The sequence below is a fragment of the uncultured Idiomarina sp. genome (genome assembly GCF_964010655.1).
GTDB lineage: Bacteria > Pseudomonadota > Gammaproteobacteria > Enterobacterales > Alteromonadaceae > Idiomarina > Idiomarina baltica.
This window is the reverse complement of sequence record NZ_CAXGLS010000039.1, coordinates 1-22,978: the sequence shown is the minus strand read 5'-3', so window position 1 is coordinate 22,978 and position 22,978 is coordinate 1. Positions and strand designations below refer to the sequence as shown.

The window sequence follows — 22,978 nt, the reverse complement described above, 5'->3', positions numbered from 1 at the left end:
ATTTTCTTTAATAGAGAGTAAGGTAACTTCAAACAATCAAAGGAGCTAATTATATGAGGCTTTTTAAGCTTATTTTAGTGTTGATGTTGTCGCTAACATCCATTAAAGCTATGTCACAAAATAAACCTAATATCGTACTTGTATTTCTGGATAATTTTGGCTGGGGAGAGCCGGGCTTTAATGGCGGCGGTATTGTGCGTGGGGCGGCAACACCAAACCTAGATACAATTGCCAATGAAGGCTTGCGTTTAACTAACTTCAATGTTGAAGTTCAATGTACGCCTTCTCGCTCAGCACTGATGACTGGACGCTATGCCTTTAGAAGTGGTAATAGTAAAGTGCCGATCGGTAATAATATCTACGGTCTGGTTAACTGGGAAGTCACCTTAGCAGAAACGCTTTCAAACGCCGGTTATACCACAGGTATTTTTGGTAAATGGCATTTAGGTCGTACACCAGGCAGGTTTCCAACAGATCAAGGTTTTGATGAATGGTTTGGTATCCCGAATTCTAGTGATGAATCCGTTTACTTTACCCAGCAAGGGTTTGCCGACAGTGGTGTATCTGAAACCTATGTAATGTCAGGGCTTAAAGGGCAAATACCCAAAAAGGTACGCCCCTACCGACTAGATTATCGACCTATTATCGACAAAGATATTACCGATAAAGCCATCGAATTCATCACCCGAAAAGCTAAAAAGCAGCAACCATTCTTTGCTTTTATTCCCTATACTGCGACTCACTTTCCGACCATGACTCATCCAGATTTTAGAGGAGTGTCAGGTAAAGGGCAATGGGCAGATATGTTAACCCAAATTGATAATTACACAGGACAAATACTAAAAACAATTGATGATTTAGACATCAAAGACAATACCATTGTTATCTTTACCGCGGATAATGGCCCTGAAGCTACTAGCTACGGTAACAATACGCTAACCGTTGAAAACGCATTTCATGGCTCAGCAGGACCTTGGCGCGGCACTTTATTTACTGGTTTTGAAGGCGCATTACGCGTGCCCTTTGCCATGCGCTGGCCTGAAAAAATAAAGCCCGGTCGTGTCAGTGACGAAATTGTTCATGCAATGGATATTTTCCCAACATTAACTCACCTAGCCGGTGAACAAATCCCTCAAGACAGAGCCATTGATGGCATTAACATGACTGACTTTTTTACTGGCAAAGAAAAAAAATCAGGTCGTGATGGCTTTATTGTTTACATGGGTAATGAAATATATGGCGTAAAATGGAAAAATTGGAAAATTCACTTAAAGGAGCAAGAAACGGCTTTTACCGAAGTACGCACCTATGAACTGCCAAGACTTTATAATTTGTTAAGCGATCCACAAGAAAGGGACAATGTCATCCTTTCAAACAGTTGGGTGCCTAAAGCTGCTCATAAATTACTAGCGGAGCATAAACGCTCATTTGCACAATACCCACCAATTAAGCCTGGAACTAAAGACCCTTATATCCCACCTAACACTAAAAAGAATTAAACGCTTTTCTTAACTTTAATCCTTATTCTTATCACCAGTTGTAAATGACATAGCAACTGGTGATAAAAATTTCAAAAACACCTTGGTACAATAAATTTAAAGCATTGTTCAAGCTGCTTTTTGTTTAAGAAATAAAATGGTAACACCTGCGATAAATGAACCAGTTGCCATTATTAACGCCACCATTGTCAAAGGTAAGTTAGCGGCAAATAAAAAGCCAGGGAGCATCGGCCCTAATACTGCCCCGCCTCGACCAATACCTAGCACTAAGCCAGACCCAGAGCCTAATAGCGAAGACGGAAATGATGAAGCAAATAAGCCAAAGAAACCGGAAATTGCGGCAAAAATTAACGCACCGGTGATAAAACCAATCACCTTCATCGACTCCAATGTTTCAGTAAAATACGGAAATAAGGCAACGCCAATTGCTGCAGTAATTAAACAAAAAATCATTAATATTTTTATTGGAGCAAAACGAGCAACAACACTGATACCAACAGAGCCAAGTACACCGCCAAGACTGATAACTCCTAAGACCTTAGTTGCGTTTGAGGCGTTATGTCCTAGATCAGAAACTATGGTTGGTAGCCATTTGACAAAATAATAATACGTACCGACATTACCAAAGTAGGCAAAAATCAATATACAAGTAGTGGCTACCATAGTCCCTTTAAATAAGTTTTTAGTCCCTTCTGGTTCTCCTTTTTTTTCACTAATTTCTTGCAACGTCTCAGGTGCACTATGCCCTAACTTTACCATAATCTGTTGAATACGTTGCAATGCCCCTGTTGGGCGTTTTCGTTCTAAAAAGCTAATGGTTTCAGGAACCCAAAAATAAACAAGCGGAATAAAAACAAGACTTAGAGCTGCCCCTAAATGAAATGTCACGCGCCAGTCGTATTGCTTAAGTAGTGGCGCTAAAAATGTCGCACCGGCATAAATGCCAAAGGCAAAGCCACCGGCAACTAAGGTTACCGCTAAAGCGCGGTTTTTATTATTACAATAATCCGATGTCGTCGCAGTTGCCGCAGCTAGTAAGCCACCTATACCAATACCGGTAAATACCCGGGCTACACCTAACACCCAAATATTAGGGGCAAGTGCAGCCACTTCCATGCCAATAGTTAAAATAACTAAGCCAATCAGCATAGTCGGCCTACGACCATGGCTATCTGCTACGCTACCTAGAATAATTGAACCAAACGCCATACCGACTAGCTCTAGTGGTAAGATAATACCAAGAACGGTTTTAGATAAGCCCCATTCAGCGGTCATGCCGGGCGCGGCGAAAGCGATAGATAAAACATCATAGCCATCTAATGCTAATATCCCGATACACAAAGCAACAATCAGCCATTGTCTCTTTGCCATTGGCTCTTGGTGAATTGTCTCTAAAGCACTGACATTAGTACTCATCCTTCCCCCTAGCTTGCTTGTTTTTATAATTATTTCTAACGACTAAAAAATCATCGTCTTATTCAATGGTTTTGTGCTTTTTCTTCGAAGCTCAACTCTATCTTCTAAACCCCAGTATTTGGCATGCTCTTTAAGCCATTCTGTCATCTGAGTTAAATCAATTACACTCGCTTGTTTTACATAACGGGCGATATGCCCTGCGACATTGGCACAACCAACACTTGCACCAATAACGTTAGGATTAGAAGAACGGACACAAGCAGCAAAATCCGCTTGTTTAGTATTAAGCCATGAAAACTCATCAGGCTGACAGCGGGCATCACCTGTCGCACTGACCACTTCTGGATAAGCTGCCGGAAAAACTAAATTTCCACGCGCAGGGGACGACGCAACGACTATGATGTTGTTGTCTCTAGCTCGCTTTACCGCCTCATGTAATAGTTGTCGATCATTAGGTAAGCCAAAGCTCATATTAATGACAGAAACATTGAGACTGATTAGCCAATCAATCGCAGCAACAATTTGTAGCGGTGTTGTTACCAGTCTTTGATGAAACACTTGCGCCATGGCAATTTGTGCATCAGGAACTTGCGTTAAGATAGATTCTGTAATGACAGTACCATGACCTAGCATATCACCTGTGGTTGGCTTAGCTTCAACCTGGTCATTTTCAAGGTAAAAACCCTGTTGCTGATATAGGTTATTGTCTTTACCGTCATTTACATCTGACCCCAAAAAGCCAGAGTCAATCACCCCTATTAACATATTACTGCTTTACTCCACTGCGAAATTCAATCGTGCCATCGACAATCGTTAATAAATAATCTGCATCTTGAATCGGTTGCTCTCGATGACTAACAATCAGTCGAGTTTTATTAGCAAATAACTTATCAATAACGGTCATCAATTTGTGTTCTTGTTGACTATCTACAGCTGAAGTCGCTTCATCTAAGATGAGTATGCTTGGTTGTTGCAAGAGTGCTCTAGCAAGCGCAATACGCTGTTTTTGCCCGCCAGAAAGCCTTGCCCCTCGCTCACCAATAACTGTATCTAACCCTTGCGGTAATTGTGAAATAAAGCCTGTTAATTCGGCTTGCTCTACTGCTTGGTTCACTTGTTCATCTGTTGCATTAGGTGCCGCATAGCGAATGTTTTCTCGCAGCGTTCCACGAAATAGCACCAATTCTTGGGCAACATGCGCTACTTGTTTTCGCCAACTGGCTAAATCTAACTTGGTTAAATCAACACCATCAATTTCAATCTTGCCATCAGTTGGCTCAAAATGTCTTAACAGTAAATCGACAAGAGTACTTTTACCTATGCCAGATGGTCCAAACACACCCACTTTTGCCCCTGATGGAATCGTAAAAGTTGCGTCACTAAATACTACTTGATTGCTATTAGGGTAAGAAAAAGCCAATGAATGAGCGCTAATATTACCCTCAATAATTAACGGTTGTTCTTTTGATTGAGCTGGCTCGACATCTGCTTTTGTTAACGTTAATTCTTGTACGCGGTCTAAGCTGACTCGAACACGTTTAATCGCAACATATAAGCCTAATAGCGTATGTACTGGACCTACCGCCATGCCTAAATAAGCAGAAAACGCGATAAGCGAACCTAACGCCATTTGATCGTTAATCACCCAATAACCGCCAATAATAAATACTAAAGTACGGCTTAGTGTTGTCAGTATTGTCGGTACTGAGCTTGTTGCAAACTCTGTAACTTGCAGCCCTAATAAGGTATTAAGGTAGTTATGGTTTAGGCCTTGTAAGCGTTTTGCCTCACGTGCTTCTGCCGATACCGTTTGAATAAACTTCATTGCCGGTAAAGTTTCAATTAAAAACGAAGAAATATCTGCTGCCCGCTCGCGCATCTTACGAGTTTTAATTTCCACCTTAGGGCGCATAAATTTAAGCCAGCCCCACTCTAGTGGTAATAAAACAAAGGCAATAAGCGCCAATGATGAATTTAAATAAAACAAAAAGACAATCGAGCCAACAAGACCAATCACCGCGCTAACTAACGAAAATAAGCCATCAAGAGCAAAGCGTTGAATTTCAGCAATATCACCATCTAAGCGCGACAAAATATCACCGACCCGCTGCCTACCGTAAAAACTCGGTGATAATGTTTGCAAATGCTGATAAACACTCTCACGAAGATCAAATAAAATATTGCCTGAGATTTGCGTATGAAAATACCGAGAAACGCCAGACAATAAGGTAGAAAAAACACCTAAGCTAAGTAGCATTAACGAAAACTGTAGCAGTAGATCAAATTGTTTAGCGATCAAGCCTTCGTCAATCACTTGCTTAGTTAGGTATGGTTGTAAAAGCGCTAATGAGGAAGCAACGAGTGATAAGCAAAATAAACCAAAGACTCGTTTGTTATGGGGCGTGACAAAGCGAAATAACCATGCAAATGCTGAATGCTGTTCTATAGTACGATTTTCGCTAACAAAAGAAGCTAGATTAGACATCAAAATATACTAGGTTAACTTAAGTCAACCACTTCAATTGCATTTTGTGTTTTCTGCAACGTTTTCGCATCTGGCTTCATACGTACTTCTGGGTAATAACACATATAACCGGTTTGACAATGCTCAGGTTGCTCTCGCATGCCACGGGCTAGCGCTTTTGCCGCATCACCACCCTGCTCGATTAATGTTTCTCGCACCGCATTAACCATTTGCACACTTTTTAATTTACGTTCAGTTGGCGCGTCACGACCAGCTATTTTTACCGAGGTGACAGAGCTGGCTAAAAATCGTGGTAAAGCACATAAACCACAAGGCCCGTATGGCATACCATTAGGACTAACAGAAAAGCCATTACCAAAGCGATACCACAACCATTTTTGGTAATCTTTATCGTTTATTTCAAACGCTTTTTTCTCGGCATCGCTTAACGGTTTGCCATCGATACGTTGATCATTAGATTGATAGTTATCAATACAAATAGCGCCACCTAACTTACCCGGTAAATGTATGGTGTGACACGAGCCTTCTTCATACACACAGCCATCGTTTAGCATAAAAGCTTCAAATTCTAGTGATGGATTAGCAGCGACCATGCTTTCCATTTCACTAATTTTCATATCGCGTGGGAAAATTATACGATCAGCACCCAATGCTTGATGAAAGCTCGCTGACTCACTATTGCGGCAACTGGCAATCGAGCTGACATGAATTTGAAAATTAAAATCATGGCTACCTAAAAGTGCTAATAAGGTTTCATCACCGACAATCACTGAATCACCTTGCATCTCATCAAATAGCCTTGCAAGGTCTAATAAGCAAGCCAGTTGCTCACCCGTATAGTGTTGAGAATTCATCACCAGATGCAATTGTTTACCTAATCGATGCGCTTCAGTTACTGCTTTTTCTAAATCACTAAATTCCGGTAAATTACCAAACGCTCGGCGACTCACTGCGGAGGTTTTAAAGGTACTGGTCCAGGACTCTGGAACAACACTGCAGTAAAATTCGTCAGCACCCGCTGCTGCTAATATTTCGATTTCTTCAACGCGACTAATGGGGGCGGTAATCTTCATGCCAGTCTCCTTCAAAAATCATACGGTTAACTTTATTTTGCGCCACCGCTTGTGCCAATGTTTCCGTCATTTCTTCAGTGTGGCGATAAAACATGGTATTGCCTTGCTGGAAAGTTCGTAAGTCAGGTGCTTTCGGCGTTTGTGTTAATGGTTGTTTGGATGATTGACTAGCTGTCACATTAACCGCTTGTTCATCTTGAGTTGACGACGAACAACCGCGACTCACTTTCGCAGAATAAGTCAAGCATTCTTTATTACAGCCATGACCTGGACCAAATTTACGGTGAGTTTCTATTTCCATGGCACCAATTTTACACATTCTACCTTTGACCGAAAAACCATAAGGAAAATGTGCCGATACCGATTTATCCTCACTCTCAAAGTCAACCACCTTGGCAAACGGTGGTACATCCATTTCAATACGCTCAATATCGAAACGTTTTAAAAGCTGATGAAACGGCCCCGATTGCACGCCATGGGGGTAAAGCTTAGTCCACTGCTCAGAAGGTAGCCGTGGATCTTTGATCATTTTGCAAAGTTGACGACCAATAATTGGCGTTAAATGTTTATACTCTCGCCTTAATATATTTAACGTACCCCAGTCATTGACCACCACTTCAGTCCCTTTGGGTAAAATAGCGAAAACTTGTTTAAGGCGTGCTAATGCGGAATCAGAAAGCAAAGGGGTTAATAGGCTTAACGATAACTGATGTTGCTCAATTAAATTAAGCACTCGTTGCATAATTTTTTTATCTGGCAGTAAACGATCACAAAATTCACCACCAAAATAAATACGAGTGACTTTTTGCTCTGTTGAGAAGTGCTTCTCGGGAAATTCTTGCCAATTAAACACCTTAATGCAATCAGCTAATGTCGGCTCGTTGCCAGAGGCTAACAATTGACTAACCGCTTCTTCTCGGGTGATTGCAACTGCAATTTCAGTACTTTTAGACATAGCGATCACATTTGTATAATGTTTGAAGAGTAAGTGAGAACGAGGTAACTAGCGTTAACGGTTAACGCCAGTTACCTATTCTAGCTAAGCTTTTGCGCGTTCTCGTAATAAGAACTTTTGGATTTTACCAGTTGAAGTTTTCGGCAATGCGCCAAAGATCACAGTTTTAGGACACTTAAAGTGGGCAATATTGTCGCGACAAAAATCAATAATGTCTTGTTCTGTTGCTTCTTGCCCAGGTTTTAGCTCAATGAAAGCACAAGGTGTTTCACCCCATTTATCATCAGGCTTAGCAACCACTGCCGCTTCTAATACCGCCGGGTGTTGATAAATTACCCCTTCTAATTCTACAGATGAGATATTCTCACCACCTGAGATAATAATATCTTTTGAGCGATCTTTAATTTCAATGTAACCGTCGGGATGTTTAACCGCTAAATCGCCAGAATGGAACCAACCGCCTTCAAACGAATTTGCCGTAGTATCTGGGTTTTTCAAATACCCCTTCATGGTTTGGTTACCACGAAACATAATTTCGCCAATAGTTTCACCATCTGCTGGCACACTTTCTAACGTCTCAGGATCAAGCACTTCAACATTTTCTTGTGTAACGTATCTAACCCCTTGACGAGCTTTTAAGCGTGCACGCTCTGCTGCGGGTTGATCATTCCACTCTTTTTTCCACTGACAAATAACACTTGGGCCATATACTTCCGTTAAGCCATAAACGTGAGTAACTTCAAAACCTAAGCTATCCATGCCTTCAAGTACTGTTGCTGGTGGTGGCGCACCACCAGTAATCACTTTAATCGCTTTAGGAATTTTTGCTTTAACGGCATCAGGGGCATTAACAATCGCGTTAAGAATAATCGCCGCACCACAAAAGTGGGTAACATTATGCTCAGCCATCAGATTTGCTACGGTTTCCACATCAAACTGACGTAAACAAACATGAGTTGCCGCGCGTGCCGTAACAGACCAAGGGAAACACCAGCCGTTACAGTGAAACATTGGAAGTGTCCATAAGTAAGCAGAATCTTCATCCATAGGCCACATAGCTACGTTACCCATAGAGGTTAAATAAGCGCCTCGATGTGAGTATACAACGCCTTTCGGATCACCGGTTGTGCCAGACGTATAGTTCAGAGCAATGGCTTGCCATTCATCGTGAATATGTACTTCGTTATACTGTGGGTCACCCGATGCAATAAAGTCTTCATATTCAATCTCACCGATACGCTCGCCACCAGAGGTATTCATCGGATCGTCAACGTCAATCACCAAAGGTTTATTTTTCGCAAGCGTTAATGCTTTCTTAACGATAGGTGAAAAACAGGTATCCATGATCAAAATATCGGTTTCAGCATGGTCTAATATAAATGCAATACCTTCGGCATCAAGACGCGTATTTAATGCATTGAGTGTTGCACCTGTCATCGGGACACCAAAGTTTGCGTCTAAAAATGCCGGAATATTGGTCGCCATAATTGACACGGTTGAGCCTTTTTTAATGCCTTTCGCTGATAAAGCCGACGCCAAGCGCTTAGCATTAGCTAAATATTCACGGTAGGTGATTTTTCGTTCACCATGGATGATTGCCACTTTATCAGGGTAAATCATTGCACTTCTTTCTAAAAAGCCAATTGGCGATAGTGGCTGATAGTTCGCCTGATTTAAATCTAAATCTCTTTCAAAAATATCCATTAAGAACACCTAACTCTAAAGAGGCTAATAAACAAGTTTTAGCCTCATACACTTTACTTTTAATTTAATACACCACTTTATCGCGTGGTAATGAGAAAACTTGGAAGGTACCCAGTGACATATCGCCACCTGGTAACACAATATTGTTTAACTTAGTTAATGATTCTGCGTCATAAACAGCGATATCATTATACGTGCCGCCTAAATAGAGCTTAGAACCATCAGTTGAGAAATTAATAACATAATAAGTACGCTCTAGATCAATTTCTTTGATAACACTTAAATCAGACACTTTATGGCGTTTTAACTGCGTTAATACCGCATAAAATTCATCAGGATGCTGTGGCCTTGCCATGCCGGTAAAAAAGATTTGCTCGAGAACGCCAAAGTCTTTTACTTCAGTTTCACCGGTTGCTAAATCCACTTTTTCATAGCCCCACATAAATGTGGCAGTATCCATGTTTTGAGTTTCATCAGTAAATTTAGGCACGGTATACATACGGACAAATTCATTATTCACTTTACCCAGTGGCCATACGGTTAACACATCTGGTTGACCGTAATTGCTGCGATTATGAGAGTGACTGGCAATAGCGGTATCTACTTGACCCGTTTTCGGGTCGATAACAAAAACATCCGCGCCAGATAAATACACTCTGCCATCGTCAGCAGCTGCCATAATGTTAATTTGTCGAGGTACATCAAACGTACGGGTTGGCTTAGCGTCAATACCATCTTTCGCGTTGTAAACAGCAAATTGACTCGCTAATACCTCGTAGTGATCACTATGTAACTTGGTTGGATTATGGATGGTGTAAATTTCTTCACCATCGGTACTTACCGCTAATGAGCCAATACTTTTGATACGGACATTATCGTAAGAAAATTTAGCATCGAAAGTGAGATCACAATTATTGACATCAACACCTAATATGCGATCAAAGCGCCCTGCAAGGACATAAGCGGTTAAATTATCCGGCGACATCACCACAGTACCCGGTAAAACTGCATCGGGTAACTGACAAGTGCGCACGATTTCGTCGGTGCTCAAATCTACAAAGTGCATATTATTAGGGCGGTTAACCACCACCATATAATCACTTTTTTCAGCGCTGTTTTCAGATGCTACTTTCTTAGTATCACTAGTTTCAGCGACTTGCTCACTGCCGCAAGCAACAAGTAAAAGAGCTAACGAGCTAGCTACGGACAATTGGCGTAATTTATTTGAAAAGCTAATCATGGTATCTCGCCTACTTTTTATCATCTTTTGGAAAGACATCGCCTAGTTTTCGCCAGTCATCACCCGCAGAGTCGGCACCCTTAGTCCAGTCAGGATAAGTATTCATGACATCAGGAACTTGCGCCGGCCACCAGCAAGGATCGGCACAACCATATAAGTCTGACTCCATTGGTTGACATAACCCTGCGACGCCACCAAAAACGTCAACCTCCCAGCCTGGATCAGTTGTGCCTGTACAACCGACAACCGATTGCATAGCAACAACTTCTTCAACGGTAGCGTCATCGCCCTTAACCTGATTTTCACTCTTGTTTTTATCCATTGCAGAGTCTAATAATTCTGCTTTTTTATTCAGTGGTTTTAGATGTTTCATTGTTAGTGTCCTCGACGAGGGGTGATAAATGTATCCATAAATGTTGGGTTTGCCGCATTGATTTCAGCATAGGCTTTTAAGCCAAACTCAACCCAGTCACGCATAAGATCACAATAGTGATAAGTCGGGTTTTGTGGGTCGTTATATCGAGCATAGCTTTCGTGATAACAACCACCAGAGCACATATTGCGGATCCAACAAGTACTGCAACCCGTGTTGGTTCTATCCATACGCGTTTCAATAAAGCCAGCCAAGCCCTCGCTATCGATACCGTCAATAACAGAGCCAAAGGCTGGCAGATCTGAGCCAGTAAAGCGGTGACATAAATTAACGCCGCCACTATGGTCAATTGCCACCATGCCAATACCCGCACCACACGGTAGTGCTTTTTTTGTGCCTTCGTGAATATCCGTCATCAGCTGGTGCATGTTAGAAAAGCCAATATTGCGTCCAGCCTTTGCTTCATCAATATAATGACGACCGACTTTTATCATACTGGCAAATACCGCTTTAAGCTCATCTTCAGATAAGTTGTATTCACTGATATCACCTGAGGTGACTGGCGCAAAGCCAACCTCTGCAAAGCCAAGCTCATGAAACAGGTGTTGCCAAATTTCTTCAATATCAGTCACCCCTTTGGTTAACGTAACACGAGCACCAATAGGTCTGGCGTTATAGCCTTTCATCAGTAATTCAATTTTTCGAGTCACCGCTTTATAAGTTCCATTACCATTAACGGTAATGCGGTTCTTATCATGAATGGCTTTAGGGCCGTCGATACTTACCGCAATGCCAAATTTATGTTTTTGGAAGAATTCGATAATCTCTTCATTTAACAAAGTAGCATTGGTGGTTAATGAAAAATCAATCGGCACATTAAGCTCGGCAAAGCGTGCTTGTGCATATTCAACCACTTCGCGAATTAATGGCATATTGCTTAACGGCTCCCCGCCAAAAAATACGATGTTGTACCTTGGCTGATCAGGCGATTCTGCTAACATCATTTCAATGGACTTTTTCGCGGTATCAAAGCTCATTTTTTGCCCGTTAGCCGGGGTATCTAAGTCTTCTTTATAGCAATAGCTACAACTGAGATTACAACCTGTATTTACATTAAGCACTAAAGTGGTTAATGGGATATTTTCAAGCTGAGTAACTTCAGGGTTATCAGGCTCAAACGCCTGAACGCCAGCATCATTTGAAGCAACCACTTTAAGTTGAATTAATTGTTCAACCGTATCATCAATATCTTTTGCCGTTTGAGCTGATAAGCTTTGCGTTAGTTTATCTACAGATAAGCCACTTTCACTATCTGCCGCTTCAATCAGCTGAGCCGATAATTCATCCAATTCAAACAAGCTAGTTGTCGGCACATGAAACATCATCTGCTTATCATTCACTGCTATAGTGCGTGAATTAGTTGGAACTTTTTTTAGAACTTTGGTCATTACGAGTACCTGATGCCGCTATTTAATTGGCGGATTATTCCAACGTTGTACGGTAACAATCAGCTCCCCTTGCCCTTCTAAGATGTTTTTACCGTCTTGTAATTTAGCCACGACAGCTAAGCGCCCTGCATTGTTAGTTCCGTATTTTCTATCAGGGTTAGGCCCGGCATCGCCTGGTGTGAAGACCCCCGTTTCAGGGTTAATAACACCAGCAAACTTTACATCTTCATCCGCTTCTGATTGAGCATCAAATGGTTTGACACTCCAGCTTGCTGGGAATAAGCCAATGTAGACATCATCATCGGTGCCCACTTCACCATCTTGACCAGCGGCAAATGCTTTGGCCTCAAACGATGCGGTCACTTTAGGTTGACTGCCGCCCCCTTCACCAACGCGAGCTACGGCATAAGCTGGGCTAACTTTGATTTGATCGACTTGTTGATAGGCAACTAAGGCATTATCAAGTGACTGCTTGCCAACGTTAACTGTACTGCTCATGGCAGATGCATCCATCTTAGGTGCTTTTACCTGTACGATAATTTCATCTGCCGTGCGGGAAACTTCAGAAACAACCGTTAAGCCGTTAGAAAAAGTAACATCACCAGATAATTGAGAGCCACGAATTGACACTTGCAGTGTCTCGCCAGCTTTAATGTAAGTAGGGCTTAGCGATAAAATCGATGCCTTATCACTTCGATGACCTGAGATATCAACACCAATATCTTCATGACCATTTAAAAACATACGGCCAGATAAGCTATCGCCCGCCTCGTTTAACGCGAACACTTGACGATACTGCTTATCACCAACTGTTAGCGAGCCACGCCATTCATAACCACTGTAAACTAATACACTTCCCGTACCTGATAACGACTCACCATCATCAAAAGTACCGGTAAAAGTCATAGCATACTGGTTATTGCCCTTATCTTTTAAAGCAACCGTTCCTTGGAACGCCCCTTTACTTGGCATATGGCCAGTAATGCGCCAATTGCCACCAGGAGAAACTTTACTCTTGTCTTGCCACTTCACCCAGTCTTGCGTATTTAAAGCATATTTGTTAGCTAAAAATGGTACCGTTTCATTAATCGCGATTTCAAACCACTTTCTATCACGTCCCATGGCTGAATATTCGGTACTCGGCCATTGCCCCAGATGAAAGTTAACTAGATGTTCCCAATCTTTTTTATCTCTGCGTTGCAAACCGACTCGTGCTTCTGAGTGACAACGAGCACACATTTGTTCAAGCTCAGGTTGTTTATTTTCAATGTGGTTTAGTCGTCTTTCTAAAATATAACGATATGGTGCTGACTCAGAAGGTGTTAAACCTTGAGTATTGGCTAAATATTCAACGAGACTTGCCCTTGTCTCACCATCAATTTTCAAACCATGGGTAGTTTGCATACGAGCAATGGTCATTAACCAACCTTCTGGTGTTTTTCGTTGATAGCTGATACGGCTTAATGTTAGCGGATCTTGACTTTGTTCAATATGACAGCCTGAGCAATGTTGCTGCAATAAGCTTTCACTTGCGACAACTTCAGTGCTATATACACTTGCACCACAGGTAAGCAAAGCGACTGAGCAAGCAGTTGCGGTCAGTGATTTTTTTAATCGATTAACTAGCACGGTTTACTCCTAGTGTGTTTGAAATATAACGGAAAGAAAAAGCCGGCTGTTTATTAAGCACTACCAAAAGTTAAACAGCCGGAAAACAAGCAACTATCCCGCTTTATTGATATTGACTACTTTCATATTAGTGAATTCGTTTAAGCCCTCTTGAGCAAACTCAACACCAATACCTGATTGTTTAGATGTAGGGAATGGAATATTAGGAGCAAACGCACAGTGCTGGTTAATCCAAACCGTACCACTTTCCATTTGGCTTGCCACTTTTGACGCTCTATCGATATCAGAAGACCACACAGAGCCACCTAAACCAAATTCAGAATTATTAGCTCGAGCGATTGCATCGTCTAGTTCTGAGTATTTTACGATAGGTAAAATTGGGCCAAATGGTTCTTCATCAACTACTCGGGTACCGTCACTAATATCTTTAACAACAGTTAATGGTACAAAGTAACCTTTTTGGTCTAATGGCTCACCACCTGCAATAACATTACCGTTCGCTTTGGCGTCTTCTAAGTAATCACATACTTTGGCATATTGCATCTTGTTTTGTACTGGGCCAAATTGAGTGGCCTCGTCTAAGCCATTACCCACAACTGCCTGTCGAGCAAGACTTGCGATCTCTTCACATAGCTCATCGTAAATCGACTCATGTGCGTACAAGCGTTTTAACGCGATACATACTTGGCCGCTATTAATAAAGGCAGTATTAAAGATACCTTGAGCGGCCGCTTTTACGTCAATATCATCTAAAGCAATCGCCGCGTCATTTCCACCAAGCTCCAATGTGATGCGTTTTAATGTACTCGCAGCACTTGACATGATCGCCTTACCAGTTGGTGTTGAGCCTGTGAAAGAGATTTTATCAATACCAGGGTGGCTGGTAATTTTAGGTCCAAGATCATTATCATCAACAAGAATGTTAACTAAGCCTGCTGGTACTACATCTTTAAGAATTTCACCTAACATTACCGAAACAACTGGCGTGGTAGGAGCCGGTTTAAGAATAATACTGTTACCCGCTAAAATAGACGGCGCTATTTTGTATATACCGATTAATAACGGAAAGTTCCAAGGTAATATGCCTGCAACAACACCTAACGGCGTACGTTGTACTTCTACGCGCTGATTTTCATCATCGACTAACACTTCATTTTCTAAGTTAAGAGAAGTGAAGTAACGACAAAAAATCTCAGCATATTGCACTTCCATGGTTGCTGCTGCTAACGGCTTACCTTGCTCTTGCGTTAATGCTTTGGCTAAAGGCTCAATATTGGCATTAATCGCATCTGCAATCTTATGTATTAACGCCTTGCGCTCATCGATATCAGTTAACGCCCATTTAGCTGCCGCCACTTTTGCGCCAGCTACCGCTTGATCAAGCATAGCTTCATCAGCACGCGGCACTTGAGTAAATACTTCTTCTGTTGCAGGGTTAATGACATCTAGTGTCATATCACTCTTAACTAATTCACCATTTATTAATAACCCATAGTTACTCATAACTTTACCCCAATTACTTGCTATACAGTTGTTTTTATGTAGCTATTTATCGTAGAAGTGATTCTTAAGAATCTTTATATCAGCTACACTTATCGAATTTCTGAATTAGATTATTGGAATATAGGGGCGGCAACATCGACTGTTTACGCCATTGATTTGACAATGTACGCCACAGAATTAGCAGAACACGCCATTAAAATAAGCTAAACCGATGATTAATCTCTTAAGAAGTTTAACCCTTGATTTATATTAAAGTGTGGCAATAGATAATAAATTAAAAACGAAATTAACTGTTTATCAGACTAACTATTTAATAGAAATTACAAGTAGCGACAAAAATAATGAAATTTGATCATATCAACATTAGTGCGCCAGCCGATGTATTGGCTAAGGAAAAAGACTACCTCTGTGAAGTATTTGACTTAACTTTAGGCGAACGTCCGAATTTTAAAAAACACGGTTATTGGCTATATGCGAAAGACCAAGCAGTAATTCATTTAACAGAAAGTGACAAGCACGTTCCAAATACTAAAAATGCGTACATTGATCATATTGCATTCCAATTAACAGGTGTCGCTGACTTTGTCAAAAAGCTACAAGCACAAAACATACAATTTGACGTAACCTATTTATCAGATGTTAATTGTACTCAGGTATTTTTTAATTCTCCTGCAGGAATCGGCTTAGAAGCAAACTTTAAAAACGAATCCCTTAAAAAAGTCGTTATTATCGGAAATTCTGGTTCAGGCAAGTCGACCTTAGCAAAGAAAATGGTTACGGATGTTGGCTGTGAACATTTGGACTTAGATACATTAGCTTGGCAAGCTACCACACCTCCAACCCGTAAACCCATTAATGAGTCAAAAGACACAATTGATGACTTTCTATCAAAGCACTATTCATGGGTAATTGAAGGTTGTTATAGTGACCTTGTTGAACTCGTGCTCGATGATGCAACAGAGCTAGTATTTCTTGATTTACCGGCTTCGCTTTGTGTCGAAAACGCTAAGCAACGACCTTGGGAACCACATAAATACCCGTCAAAAGAAGCACAAGATGCCAATTTGTCGCTGTTAATTGATTGGATTAAAAATTATGACGACAGAAAAGATGAGTTTTCACGCAAAGCACATCAAAAGGTATATGAAAACTTCGCAGGTACTAAACAACGCATAATAGAAAATTAGCTAGTAACGTTTTCAACAAGGGTATTATCAACGTTAATAAGCAAAAATATTGATAGGCAAAGGCTTTACCAGGTAAGACAATGACTACGGTAAACAAAACAAATAACACGCCAAGCGACATAATCAAACGCTGGGTGGATATTTTTAATCAAGGAGATGCCTCAACACTTGCTGAGTTTTACACCACTGATGCAATTAATCATCAGGTTGCCAATGAACCAGTCATTGGAAAGAAAGCAATTTATGAGATGTTTAAAGAAGAATTTGCCCAAGCAGAAATGGTTTGTATTATTGAAAACATCTTCGAAGACGGTAATGTCGCGATTTTAGAATGGAAAGATCCAATAGGCTTGCGTGGTTGTGGCTTCTTTCATTTTAACGATGGATTAATTAAGTTACAGCGCGGTTATTGGGATAAGTTAAGTTTTTTACGTGCGCATCAATTACCAATTCCAGAGTAAACCTATCGTCTTTTTATTTCGTATGTCTTTCAAATACTAGATAAATATAGAGCGTTAAATGACCACTATCGTTGTAAACGATCAAATGCAGCAAAATTATCGTTACACCTTAACGGCACAAGTCGGCCAAGATTTCCATCCTGAATTTAAGCCACAACTAACACCAAAAGAAATGCTCGAATTGGGTGTATTTGGTGGTAAATACCTTACTGACTGCCAAGAAGAATTTCCAACTGACTGGTTTGAAAATGCCCTACTTAGCCCAAGCCATAAGGATATAACCTTAAACTATTTTCGCGTTGATGCATCACAACCATTAAGCGAGTGGCGTAAAAAAGGTTGGATTTACCACCAAGACCCACGAGGTTGGTTTCAGTGGTACTGCCGTTATTACCAAGGAAGACGATTAGAGAAAGAGGATTTACGTCAGATAAAACGTTGGAAGAACTTTCGCCGACATTTAAGCGCTGTGATCAAATTTTGTGAGCCATTTGATCACAGCTGCAGGCGCAAGCAGCGACAAGCGCTATTGCATTGGGCATATGATTCGCGCAATGTCTAAACTACTAACGATAGAAAGTTGCGCATAAGTGTGTATGTGTGCAGCTTTTTAATTACCGCATTTTAGCTAATAAGCCTTCACTCGCATCTTCAACAAGCTCAAGCACATATTTAAAGCCACCTGCACCGCCGTAGTATGGGTCAGGAACTTCTCTTTCATCAAAATTTTCCGCGAAATCAAGAAACAACTTCACTTTATGTGCACTTTCTTGGGGGGCAAGATCGATTAAATCGTTATAGTTATTCTCATCCATCGCTAAAATTAAATCAAAGTGTTCAAAGTCATTTACCGTTACTTTGCGCGCTTTAATACCATCAAATGAGTACCCTGCACTTTGACCGACTTTAACAGAACGATGATCAGGCTTTTCTCGAGCATGAGCACCAATAGTCCCCGCCGAATCAATATTAACTTGTTTGCATTGTTGTGCCGCTTTATGTCGAAATACAGCTTCTGCTGTTGGAGAGCGGCATATATTGCCCATACAGACAAAAAGTACCGAATCAATTGTTGAATAATTAACGTCCATGCTGACCTTGTTTTTATTATTTGAGTAACTTTAATTAAGCTTAAAGTATATCGTTATTTTCGTCTATTTAATAACAGGCTATACCTTAACCTATGTTGATGAACATCAAAATATAATGGGCAAGAAAATTCACCTTATCAGACACGCTAAATCAAGTTGGAAAGACGGTTCTCTAACTGATTTTGACAGACCGCTTAACCGGCGAGGCGTAAAGTCGTGTGAATTGATGGCGCCAGCTATTTTAAATGCAGGTTGTTATTTTGAAAACGTGTATGTTAGCCCAGCTAAACGCGCCCAGCTTACTATTACCATAATCAATAAAGCATTAGATAACACCACCATTAATTGGTGCACTGTACCTGATTTATATACATTTGATTCGAATGACCTTTTCAGGTTTTGTTTAGGTTTACATGATTCTATAGATGAACTTGTCATAGTTGGTCACAATCCTGCCTTCACTGAATTTTGTAACAGAGTTAGCAATAGCACACTCGCCAATATTCCTACCTGTGGCTATGTCGCGCTCAATACCAGTATGCCGTTTAAGTGGCGCGACTTAATGACACAAAGGTTTACATTAACATCCTTTATTCGACCAAAAGATCTCGTGCGATAAACATGAGACTTCTTTATAATCTTCAAAACTATAAATTTATAAAAACCTCTTATTGGTCAATACATTAAAATGCTTTTATCAATATCTTCAAATACCTCTTCATCTATAAATTTACCGCTATCAGCTATGCTAAAACCTTTTATTAAAACGTGCTTGTTTTCACTACCTTTAACGCTTATTACTTTAAGTTATTCATACGCTGCAAACGCTGGAGAAATATATGAGTCTTTTCCAGAAACTATCGATGCCAATCAAAAATACGTATTTTATTCTCACGGTTATATTGTTGAAGGGACAAATGCCAAACCAAAGCACCCAGAATGGGGCATCTATGATTTTCCTGAGATTAAAAAAGTCCTAGCTGATGATAACTACCATTTAATCGCTTACCACAGAGCAAAGCATACCGAGCCATTTCAATTTGCTAAAAAGCTGGCAAAAGATGTCGCTAAATTAATCGCTGCAGACGTTAAACCAAGTAATATTACCTTATTAGGTTTTTCTCGTGGCGGTGCATTATCTATATTAACTACAAATGAACTTAAGTTAAGCGAGATAAATACTATTATCTTAGCGGGTTGCGCGGGCTTAATAAAAAAACATACTCAGGTAAAAGTATATGGGCATGTAAAGTCGATTTATGAGACCTCTGATCAAGTTGGCTCGTGCCAATTTCTGATAGATAGAAGTGACGATGTGGCGTCTTTTAATGAAATATCGATAAGCACAGGTAAATCGCACGGCGCATTTTATAATCCATTACCTGTTTGGGTAGAGCCTGTTAAACAATGGATAACTGATAATACCCAAAACTAAACAGCCTACCTGTTGTTGTACCAAACAAACAGGTAACTGCTTTGGATCGTTTGGCAAAACACCGCTTCAATCACTTCGCCTGCGTTAGTTTTTGACTCTAGCTCTAGCGATGGATTAGATTGAAGCGATTTCTTAGTAGATTAAATTTATTTTTGTACTAGCCTCATCAGCGCTTCAATTTGTTTTTGTTGCGCTGCAATTTGTGCTTGTTGCTCTTTTACCGCATTAATTAACACAGGCACAAGTGCAACATAGTTAACTGACTTAATGCCTTTGTCATTTTCGCTAACCAATTCAGGTAAAACCGCTTCAACTTCTTGCGCAATTAAACCGACTTGTTGCTCATTGCCTTTTTGTAACTCAGGCTTCCAGTGATATCGCTTACCATCTAGTTTATCTATAGTCTCTAATGCGCCATTAATTGACTGAATATCAGTTTTTAAGCGTCGATCTGAATTTAACGATAAGTTACCTGCGATAGTCGCGTTACCAGTATTATCTATGCTCAATAAATTAACATCTGAACCAGTCGAAAATGATGAAATAGCAAAATCGCCACCATTGGCAGCAGTTATTGTCCACTTATCGTCGTCGGCAGCGCCTGCATCGGCAAATAAATCAATTTGCGCGCCATTACCGGTTGCAGCATTAACAGAGACTTTATTCGAAAAGACATCAGTAAAACGATAGCTCGCATTACCTAAAGTTGTCGTTGCATCAGTTTGAGCTGACCATAAAGTAGTGGTGCTATTACCTAATAACACAGCGTTATCTGAATGGCTGGTGCCGTTATAACCTAAGACGATACTGTTGGTATTAGCATTAGTGGCATTGGTACCAATGGCAATTGAACCTACTTGCGCAATACGACTTGAATAACCGACAGCAACACCATCGTTGGCAATAACTGTCGCTTGGTTTCCTAATACTGTAGTGCGGCTTACATTAGTACTATTATTAGCCCGTGCGGTACCGTCTAAGTCGTTATAAGTAACATACCAATCACTACCATGCGTAGATACAAACTCGACTTCATTATCATGATAAAATGTCCAATCTGCTGAGTCAGCCAAGGTACCGATCCAAATATTATCTTCACCTTCACGGTTGGTATATCCGGCATAGGCACCTAAAGCGGTATTACGGTTAGCGTTAGTGATTGAGTTTGTTCGGTTATTATCAAATCCCGCTTGAAAACCGACAAAGGTATTAAAATCGGCACTTTCTGTATTTGGTCCGGCATTATCACCAATCATGGTATTAGCATTACCACCGCCAATATCACCACCAGCTGCCGTTCCTATTACTGTATTTCGTGAACCGTTATATAACTCTCCTGCTATACTGTTTGGCTTTCCTAAACTATAACCTGCGCCTGTTCCCATTGCCGTATTATAATTACCTCCTTGAGCGTCGTACATGGAGCCATAACCAATACTCGTATTACCTTGACCTCCTGTGTGTTGATAACCGGCTTCTTCGCCGATAAAAGTATTTTTGTTTTCGGTTGTTATTGCATAACCTGCTCGTGAACCAATATAAGTGCCACCAAACCCTGTGGTGCTAGCAGTACCTGCTTGATAACCAATAGCAGTGTTACTAGCTCCATTAATATTAGACTTCCCTGCTTGATAACCGAAAAAGCTATTGTGGTGGCCTATCGTGTTAGCCATACCCGCTTGGTAACCGAAGAAGCTGTTAAATTGGCCTGTAGTATTAGCTGCACCAGCACTTTGACCAACAAAAGTACTTTGGCCTTGGGTAGTTAAAGCGGCACCTGCATCAACACCAATTAGGGTGTTTTCATCACCGGAGGTGAGCGCTGCACCTGCGTTAGTGCCAAGCTTTGTGTTTTCTGCCATCGCCGATGTCGATATTGCACACAGCATGGCAATTACTGAGCTTTTTAAGATGAAACGGTGACTTTTAGTGTTTGACTTTACTATTGAACTCTTCATTCCGAACGACTCCCGGAGATAACTATTTAATAAAACTGTGTAAGCGAAGCATATTTGCTCTTTTAGATAAAATGAGCATAAGCCCGAGTAACAGCAGCCAGTTAACGGCGCCACCACTATTTTGAGTATCTTTTTCTAACGCTTTGTCATTTTCTTTTTCAACGACTTCTTTTACTTCCCTATTGATAAGGACTGTCGCGACAGCATTAGATGAAAGCTGTCCATCACTTACGACTACTTCTATTTCAACCGTCTCATCTGCAGTTAAAATCGGTGCTGTAATCATCACCGTCGCTGAGTTAGTGTTACTAAAACTAACTGCTGCACCGCTGAGTTGACTCCAGGTATAAGTTAGCGAGTCTCCATCACTGTCGGTTGCTACTGCTTGTAACTCTATCGATTCACCTGATTTAATTTGCGTTGAATAATCTGAGAGCTTGATCTCCGGTGCATGATTTATCGATGTTGGCTTAACTTTTAAAGCCCCCGGATCTTCAATGCTGCCATTAATTAACAAGTCAGCATCGTTAGGGCCACCATCTTCTATCGTTAACTCGATACAGTTATCACCTACGGTTAAGCCCAGGCTATAACTCGAGTCCTGAGCTGCTGGACAAGTACCATTACTATTAAATGGCGCAGAACGAACAATATTACGTTCATCTTCAATAAAGTCATACCAACCATCACGAGAGTTATACTTTCGGTATACCGCATCTGCTGGAATGCTCTCCCCTTGCGATAATGGAATGACTATCGCTGCAGACTCTCCATGACGTAAGATACCTTCTAAAATAAAATTAAATAGTGGTGAATACGCTTGATAATCATCATCGATAATGTCAGCGTCGCCATCATTTAATACTGCAGCAATTTCCTCTTCTGTCAGTGCAGTATATTCACTTTCTAAGCCATTTATCGCTTGCACGTAAGAACCTACGACAAGTGTTAACTCTGGATTAGTTTCGATTGGATAACTATTTTGACTACTAGGAATTCGGCTAGTGTTGTCATCATTATCAAGGTAATCCGCTATGCCATCACCATCGCTATCAGCAAGCCCCTCCTCAGCATCAACAGTACCGTCATTATCACTGTCAATAATTGAAGAAAGATCGATAGCATTCTCAATCACTAATTGAATAGATTGATAAGTAGTTAACTGCTCTTGTGTATTACTTTCAGTAACAATAACATCTAACTGATAAATACCTTCATTAAGTGTGTTTGGCTCGAAGCTATAGACGAACTCCCCATTTAGATCAGCAAAAGCACTATCTGTTGAGAACCACTCAATGTTATGGCTATCATCTTTGTTAACATCGTTAACCGTTGCGATTAACGAGACCGTGCCGTTGTCTGGGTCGATAACGTTAACTGGAACACCTGCTTGTTTCACTTCGATATCCACGAAAGGTGCAAGATTTTCATCCACGATGATAACTTCAGTAAATGCACTCGCGGAGTATAAGAAATATTAACGCTATGTACTACCCACTGTGTCAGCTGTATTTAAGGCCA

General features: G+C 40.8%; 19 protein-coding genes. 5 read left to right on the top strand and 14 right to left on the bottom strand.

Annotated elements, in window-relative coordinates:
• The first annotated feature begins 53 nt into the window (after positions 1-53).
• The gene (locus tag ABNS04_RS09750) at positions 54-1,499 is read left to right on the top strand and encodes an arylsulfatase (protein WP_071978699.1); all 1,446 of its coding nucleotides are present in this window, start codon (positions 54-56) and stop codon (positions 1,497-1,499) included.
• Between the two features lie 108 nt (positions 1,500-1,607).
• Here the strand turns inward: ABNS04_RS09750 and ABNS04_RS09745 are convergent, their stop codons facing one another.
• The 11 genes from ABNS04_RS09745 to ABNS04_RS09695 all read right to left on the bottom strand — a co-directional run bounded on the left by ABNS04_RS09745 (position 1,608) and on the right by ABNS04_RS09695 (position 15,325).
• Entirely contained in the window at positions 1,608-2,915 is a 1,308-nt protein-coding gene (locus ABNS04_RS09745) for an MFS transporter (protein ID WP_272977215.1), read from the bottom strand.
• Between the two features lie 42 nt (positions 2,916-2,957).
• Complete coding sequence (locus ABNS04_RS09740) at positions 2,958-3,680, bottom strand: S8 family serine peptidase (protein ID WP_071978700.1); 723 nt, start codon at positions 3,678-3,680, stop codon at positions 2,958-2,960.
• Position 3,681: 1 nt separating this feature from the next.
• The gene (locus ABNS04_RS09735) at positions 3,682-5,400 is read right to left on the bottom strand and encodes an ABC transporter ATP-binding protein (RefSeq protein WP_071978701.1); all 1,719 of its coding nucleotides are present in this window, start codon (positions 5,398-5,400) and stop codon (positions 3,682-3,684) included.
• 14 nt (positions 5,401-5,414) lie between these two features.
• Entirely contained in the window at positions 5,415-6,473 is a 1,059-nt protein-coding gene (locus ABNS04_RS09730; RefSeq protein ID WP_071978702.1) for a U32 family peptidase, read from the bottom strand.
• On the bottom strand, positions 6,451-7,428 hold the full coding sequence (locus tag ABNS04_RS09725) for a hypothetical protein (RefSeq protein ID WP_071978703.1): 978 nt from the start codon (positions 7,426-7,428) through the stop codon (positions 6,451-6,453). Before ABNS04_RS09725 ends, ABNS04_RS09730 begins: the two co-directional genes overlap by 23 nt.
• 84 nt (positions 7,429-7,512) lie before the next feature.
• Positions 7,513-9,132, bottom strand: a complete 1,620-nt coding sequence (locus ABNS04_RS09720) for an acyl-CoA synthetase (protein ID WP_071978704.1) — start codon at positions 9,130-9,132, stop codon at positions 7,513-7,515.
• A gap of 64 nt (positions 9,133-9,196) precedes the next feature.
• On the bottom strand, positions 9,197-10,372 hold the full coding sequence (peaD, locus tag ABNS04_RS09715) for a quinohemoprotein amine dehydrogenase subunit beta (RefSeq protein WP_071978705.1): 1,176 nt from the start codon (positions 10,370-10,372) through the stop codon (positions 9,197-9,199).
• 10 nt (positions 10,373-10,382) lie between these two features.
• Positions 10,383-10,745: a quinohemoprotein amine dehydrogenase subunit gamma gene (gene qhpC / locus ABNS04_RS09710; protein WP_071978706.1), complete on the bottom strand. Its 363-nt coding sequence runs from the start codon at positions 10,743-10,745 to the stop codon at positions 10,383-10,385.
• 2 nt (positions 10,746-10,747) lie between these two features.
• Positions 10,748-12,193 carry a quinohemoprotein amine dehydrogenase maturation protein gene (gene peaB / locus ABNS04_RS09705; RefSeq protein WP_071978707.1) on the bottom strand — a complete coding sequence of 482 codons (1,446 nt, stop codon included), beginning with the start codon at positions 12,191-12,193 and terminating at the stop codon, positions 10,748-10,750.
• Positions 12,194-12,211: 18 nt separating this feature from the next.
• Complete coding sequence (gene peaA / locus ABNS04_RS09700) at positions 12,212-13,822, bottom strand: quinohemoprotein amine dehydrogenase subunit alpha (RefSeq protein WP_071978708.1); 1,611 nt, start codon at positions 13,820-13,822, stop codon at positions 12,212-12,214.
• A 93-nt stretch (positions 13,823-13,915) separates the two neighbouring features.
• Positions 13,916-15,325 carry an aldehyde dehydrogenase family protein gene (locus ABNS04_RS09695; RefSeq protein WP_071978709.1) on the bottom strand — a complete coding sequence of 470 codons (1,410 nt, stop codon included), beginning with the start codon at positions 15,323-15,325 and terminating at the stop codon, positions 13,916-13,918.
• A gap of 341 nt (positions 15,326-15,666) precedes the next feature.
• Between ABNS04_RS09695 and ABNS04_RS09690 the strand changes: the two genes are divergently transcribed.
• The 3 genes from ABNS04_RS09690 to ABNS04_RS09680 all read left to right on the top strand — a co-directional run bounded on the left by ABNS04_RS09690 (position 15,667) and on the right by ABNS04_RS09680 (position 17,535).
• Positions 15,667-16,512, top strand: a complete 846-nt coding sequence (locus ABNS04_RS09690; protein WP_332249004.1) for a hypothetical protein — start codon at positions 15,667-15,669, stop codon at positions 16,510-16,512.
• 80 nt (positions 16,513-16,592) lie between these two features.
• Positions 16,593-16,973 (top strand): nuclear transport factor 2 family protein, encoded by a 381-nt coding sequence (locus tag ABNS04_RS09685; protein WP_071978710.1) that lies wholly within the window; start codon positions 16,593-16,595, stop codon positions 16,971-16,973.
• 58 nt (positions 16,974-17,031) lie between these two features.
• A complete protein-coding gene (locus tag ABNS04_RS09680; protein ID WP_071978711.1) occupies positions 17,032-17,535 on the top strand; it encodes a hypothetical protein in 504 nt (167 codons plus the stop codon).
• Between the two features lie 52 nt (positions 17,536-17,587).
• Here ABNS04_RS09680 and ABNS04_RS09675 read toward each other — a convergent pair whose 3' ends face one another.
• Positions 17,588-18,064 carry a low molecular weight protein-tyrosine-phosphatase gene (locus ABNS04_RS09675; RefSeq protein WP_071978712.1) on the bottom strand — a complete coding sequence of 159 codons (477 nt, stop codon included), beginning with the start codon at positions 18,062-18,064 and terminating at the stop codon, positions 17,588-17,590.
• 688 nt (positions 18,065-18,752) lie between these two features.
• Between ABNS04_RS09675 and ABNS04_RS09670 the strand changes: the two genes are divergently transcribed.
• Positions 18,753-19,499, top strand: a complete 747-nt coding sequence (locus ABNS04_RS09670) for an alpha/beta hydrolase (protein WP_231401162.1) — start codon at positions 18,753-18,755, stop codon at positions 19,497-19,499.
• A 146-nt stretch (positions 19,500-19,645) separates the two neighbouring features.
• On the opposite strand, the gene ABNS04_RS09665 is transcribed toward ABNS04_RS09670, so the two are convergent.
• Together ABNS04_RS09665 and ABNS04_RS09660 are read right to left on the bottom strand one after the other, a co-directional pair.
• Positions 19,646-21,457 (bottom strand): tail fiber domain-containing protein, encoded by a 1,812-nt coding sequence (locus tag ABNS04_RS09665; RefSeq protein ID WP_071978714.1) that lies wholly within the window; start codon positions 21,455-21,457, stop codon positions 19,646-19,648.
• Between the two features lie 22 nt (positions 21,458-21,479).
• Positions 21,480-22,892 (bottom strand): choice-of-anchor U domain-containing protein, encoded by a 1,413-nt coding sequence (locus ABNS04_RS09660; protein ID WP_071978715.1) that lies wholly within the window; start codon positions 22,890-22,892, stop codon positions 21,480-21,482.
• Positions 22,893-22,978 lie beyond the last annotated feature (86 nt).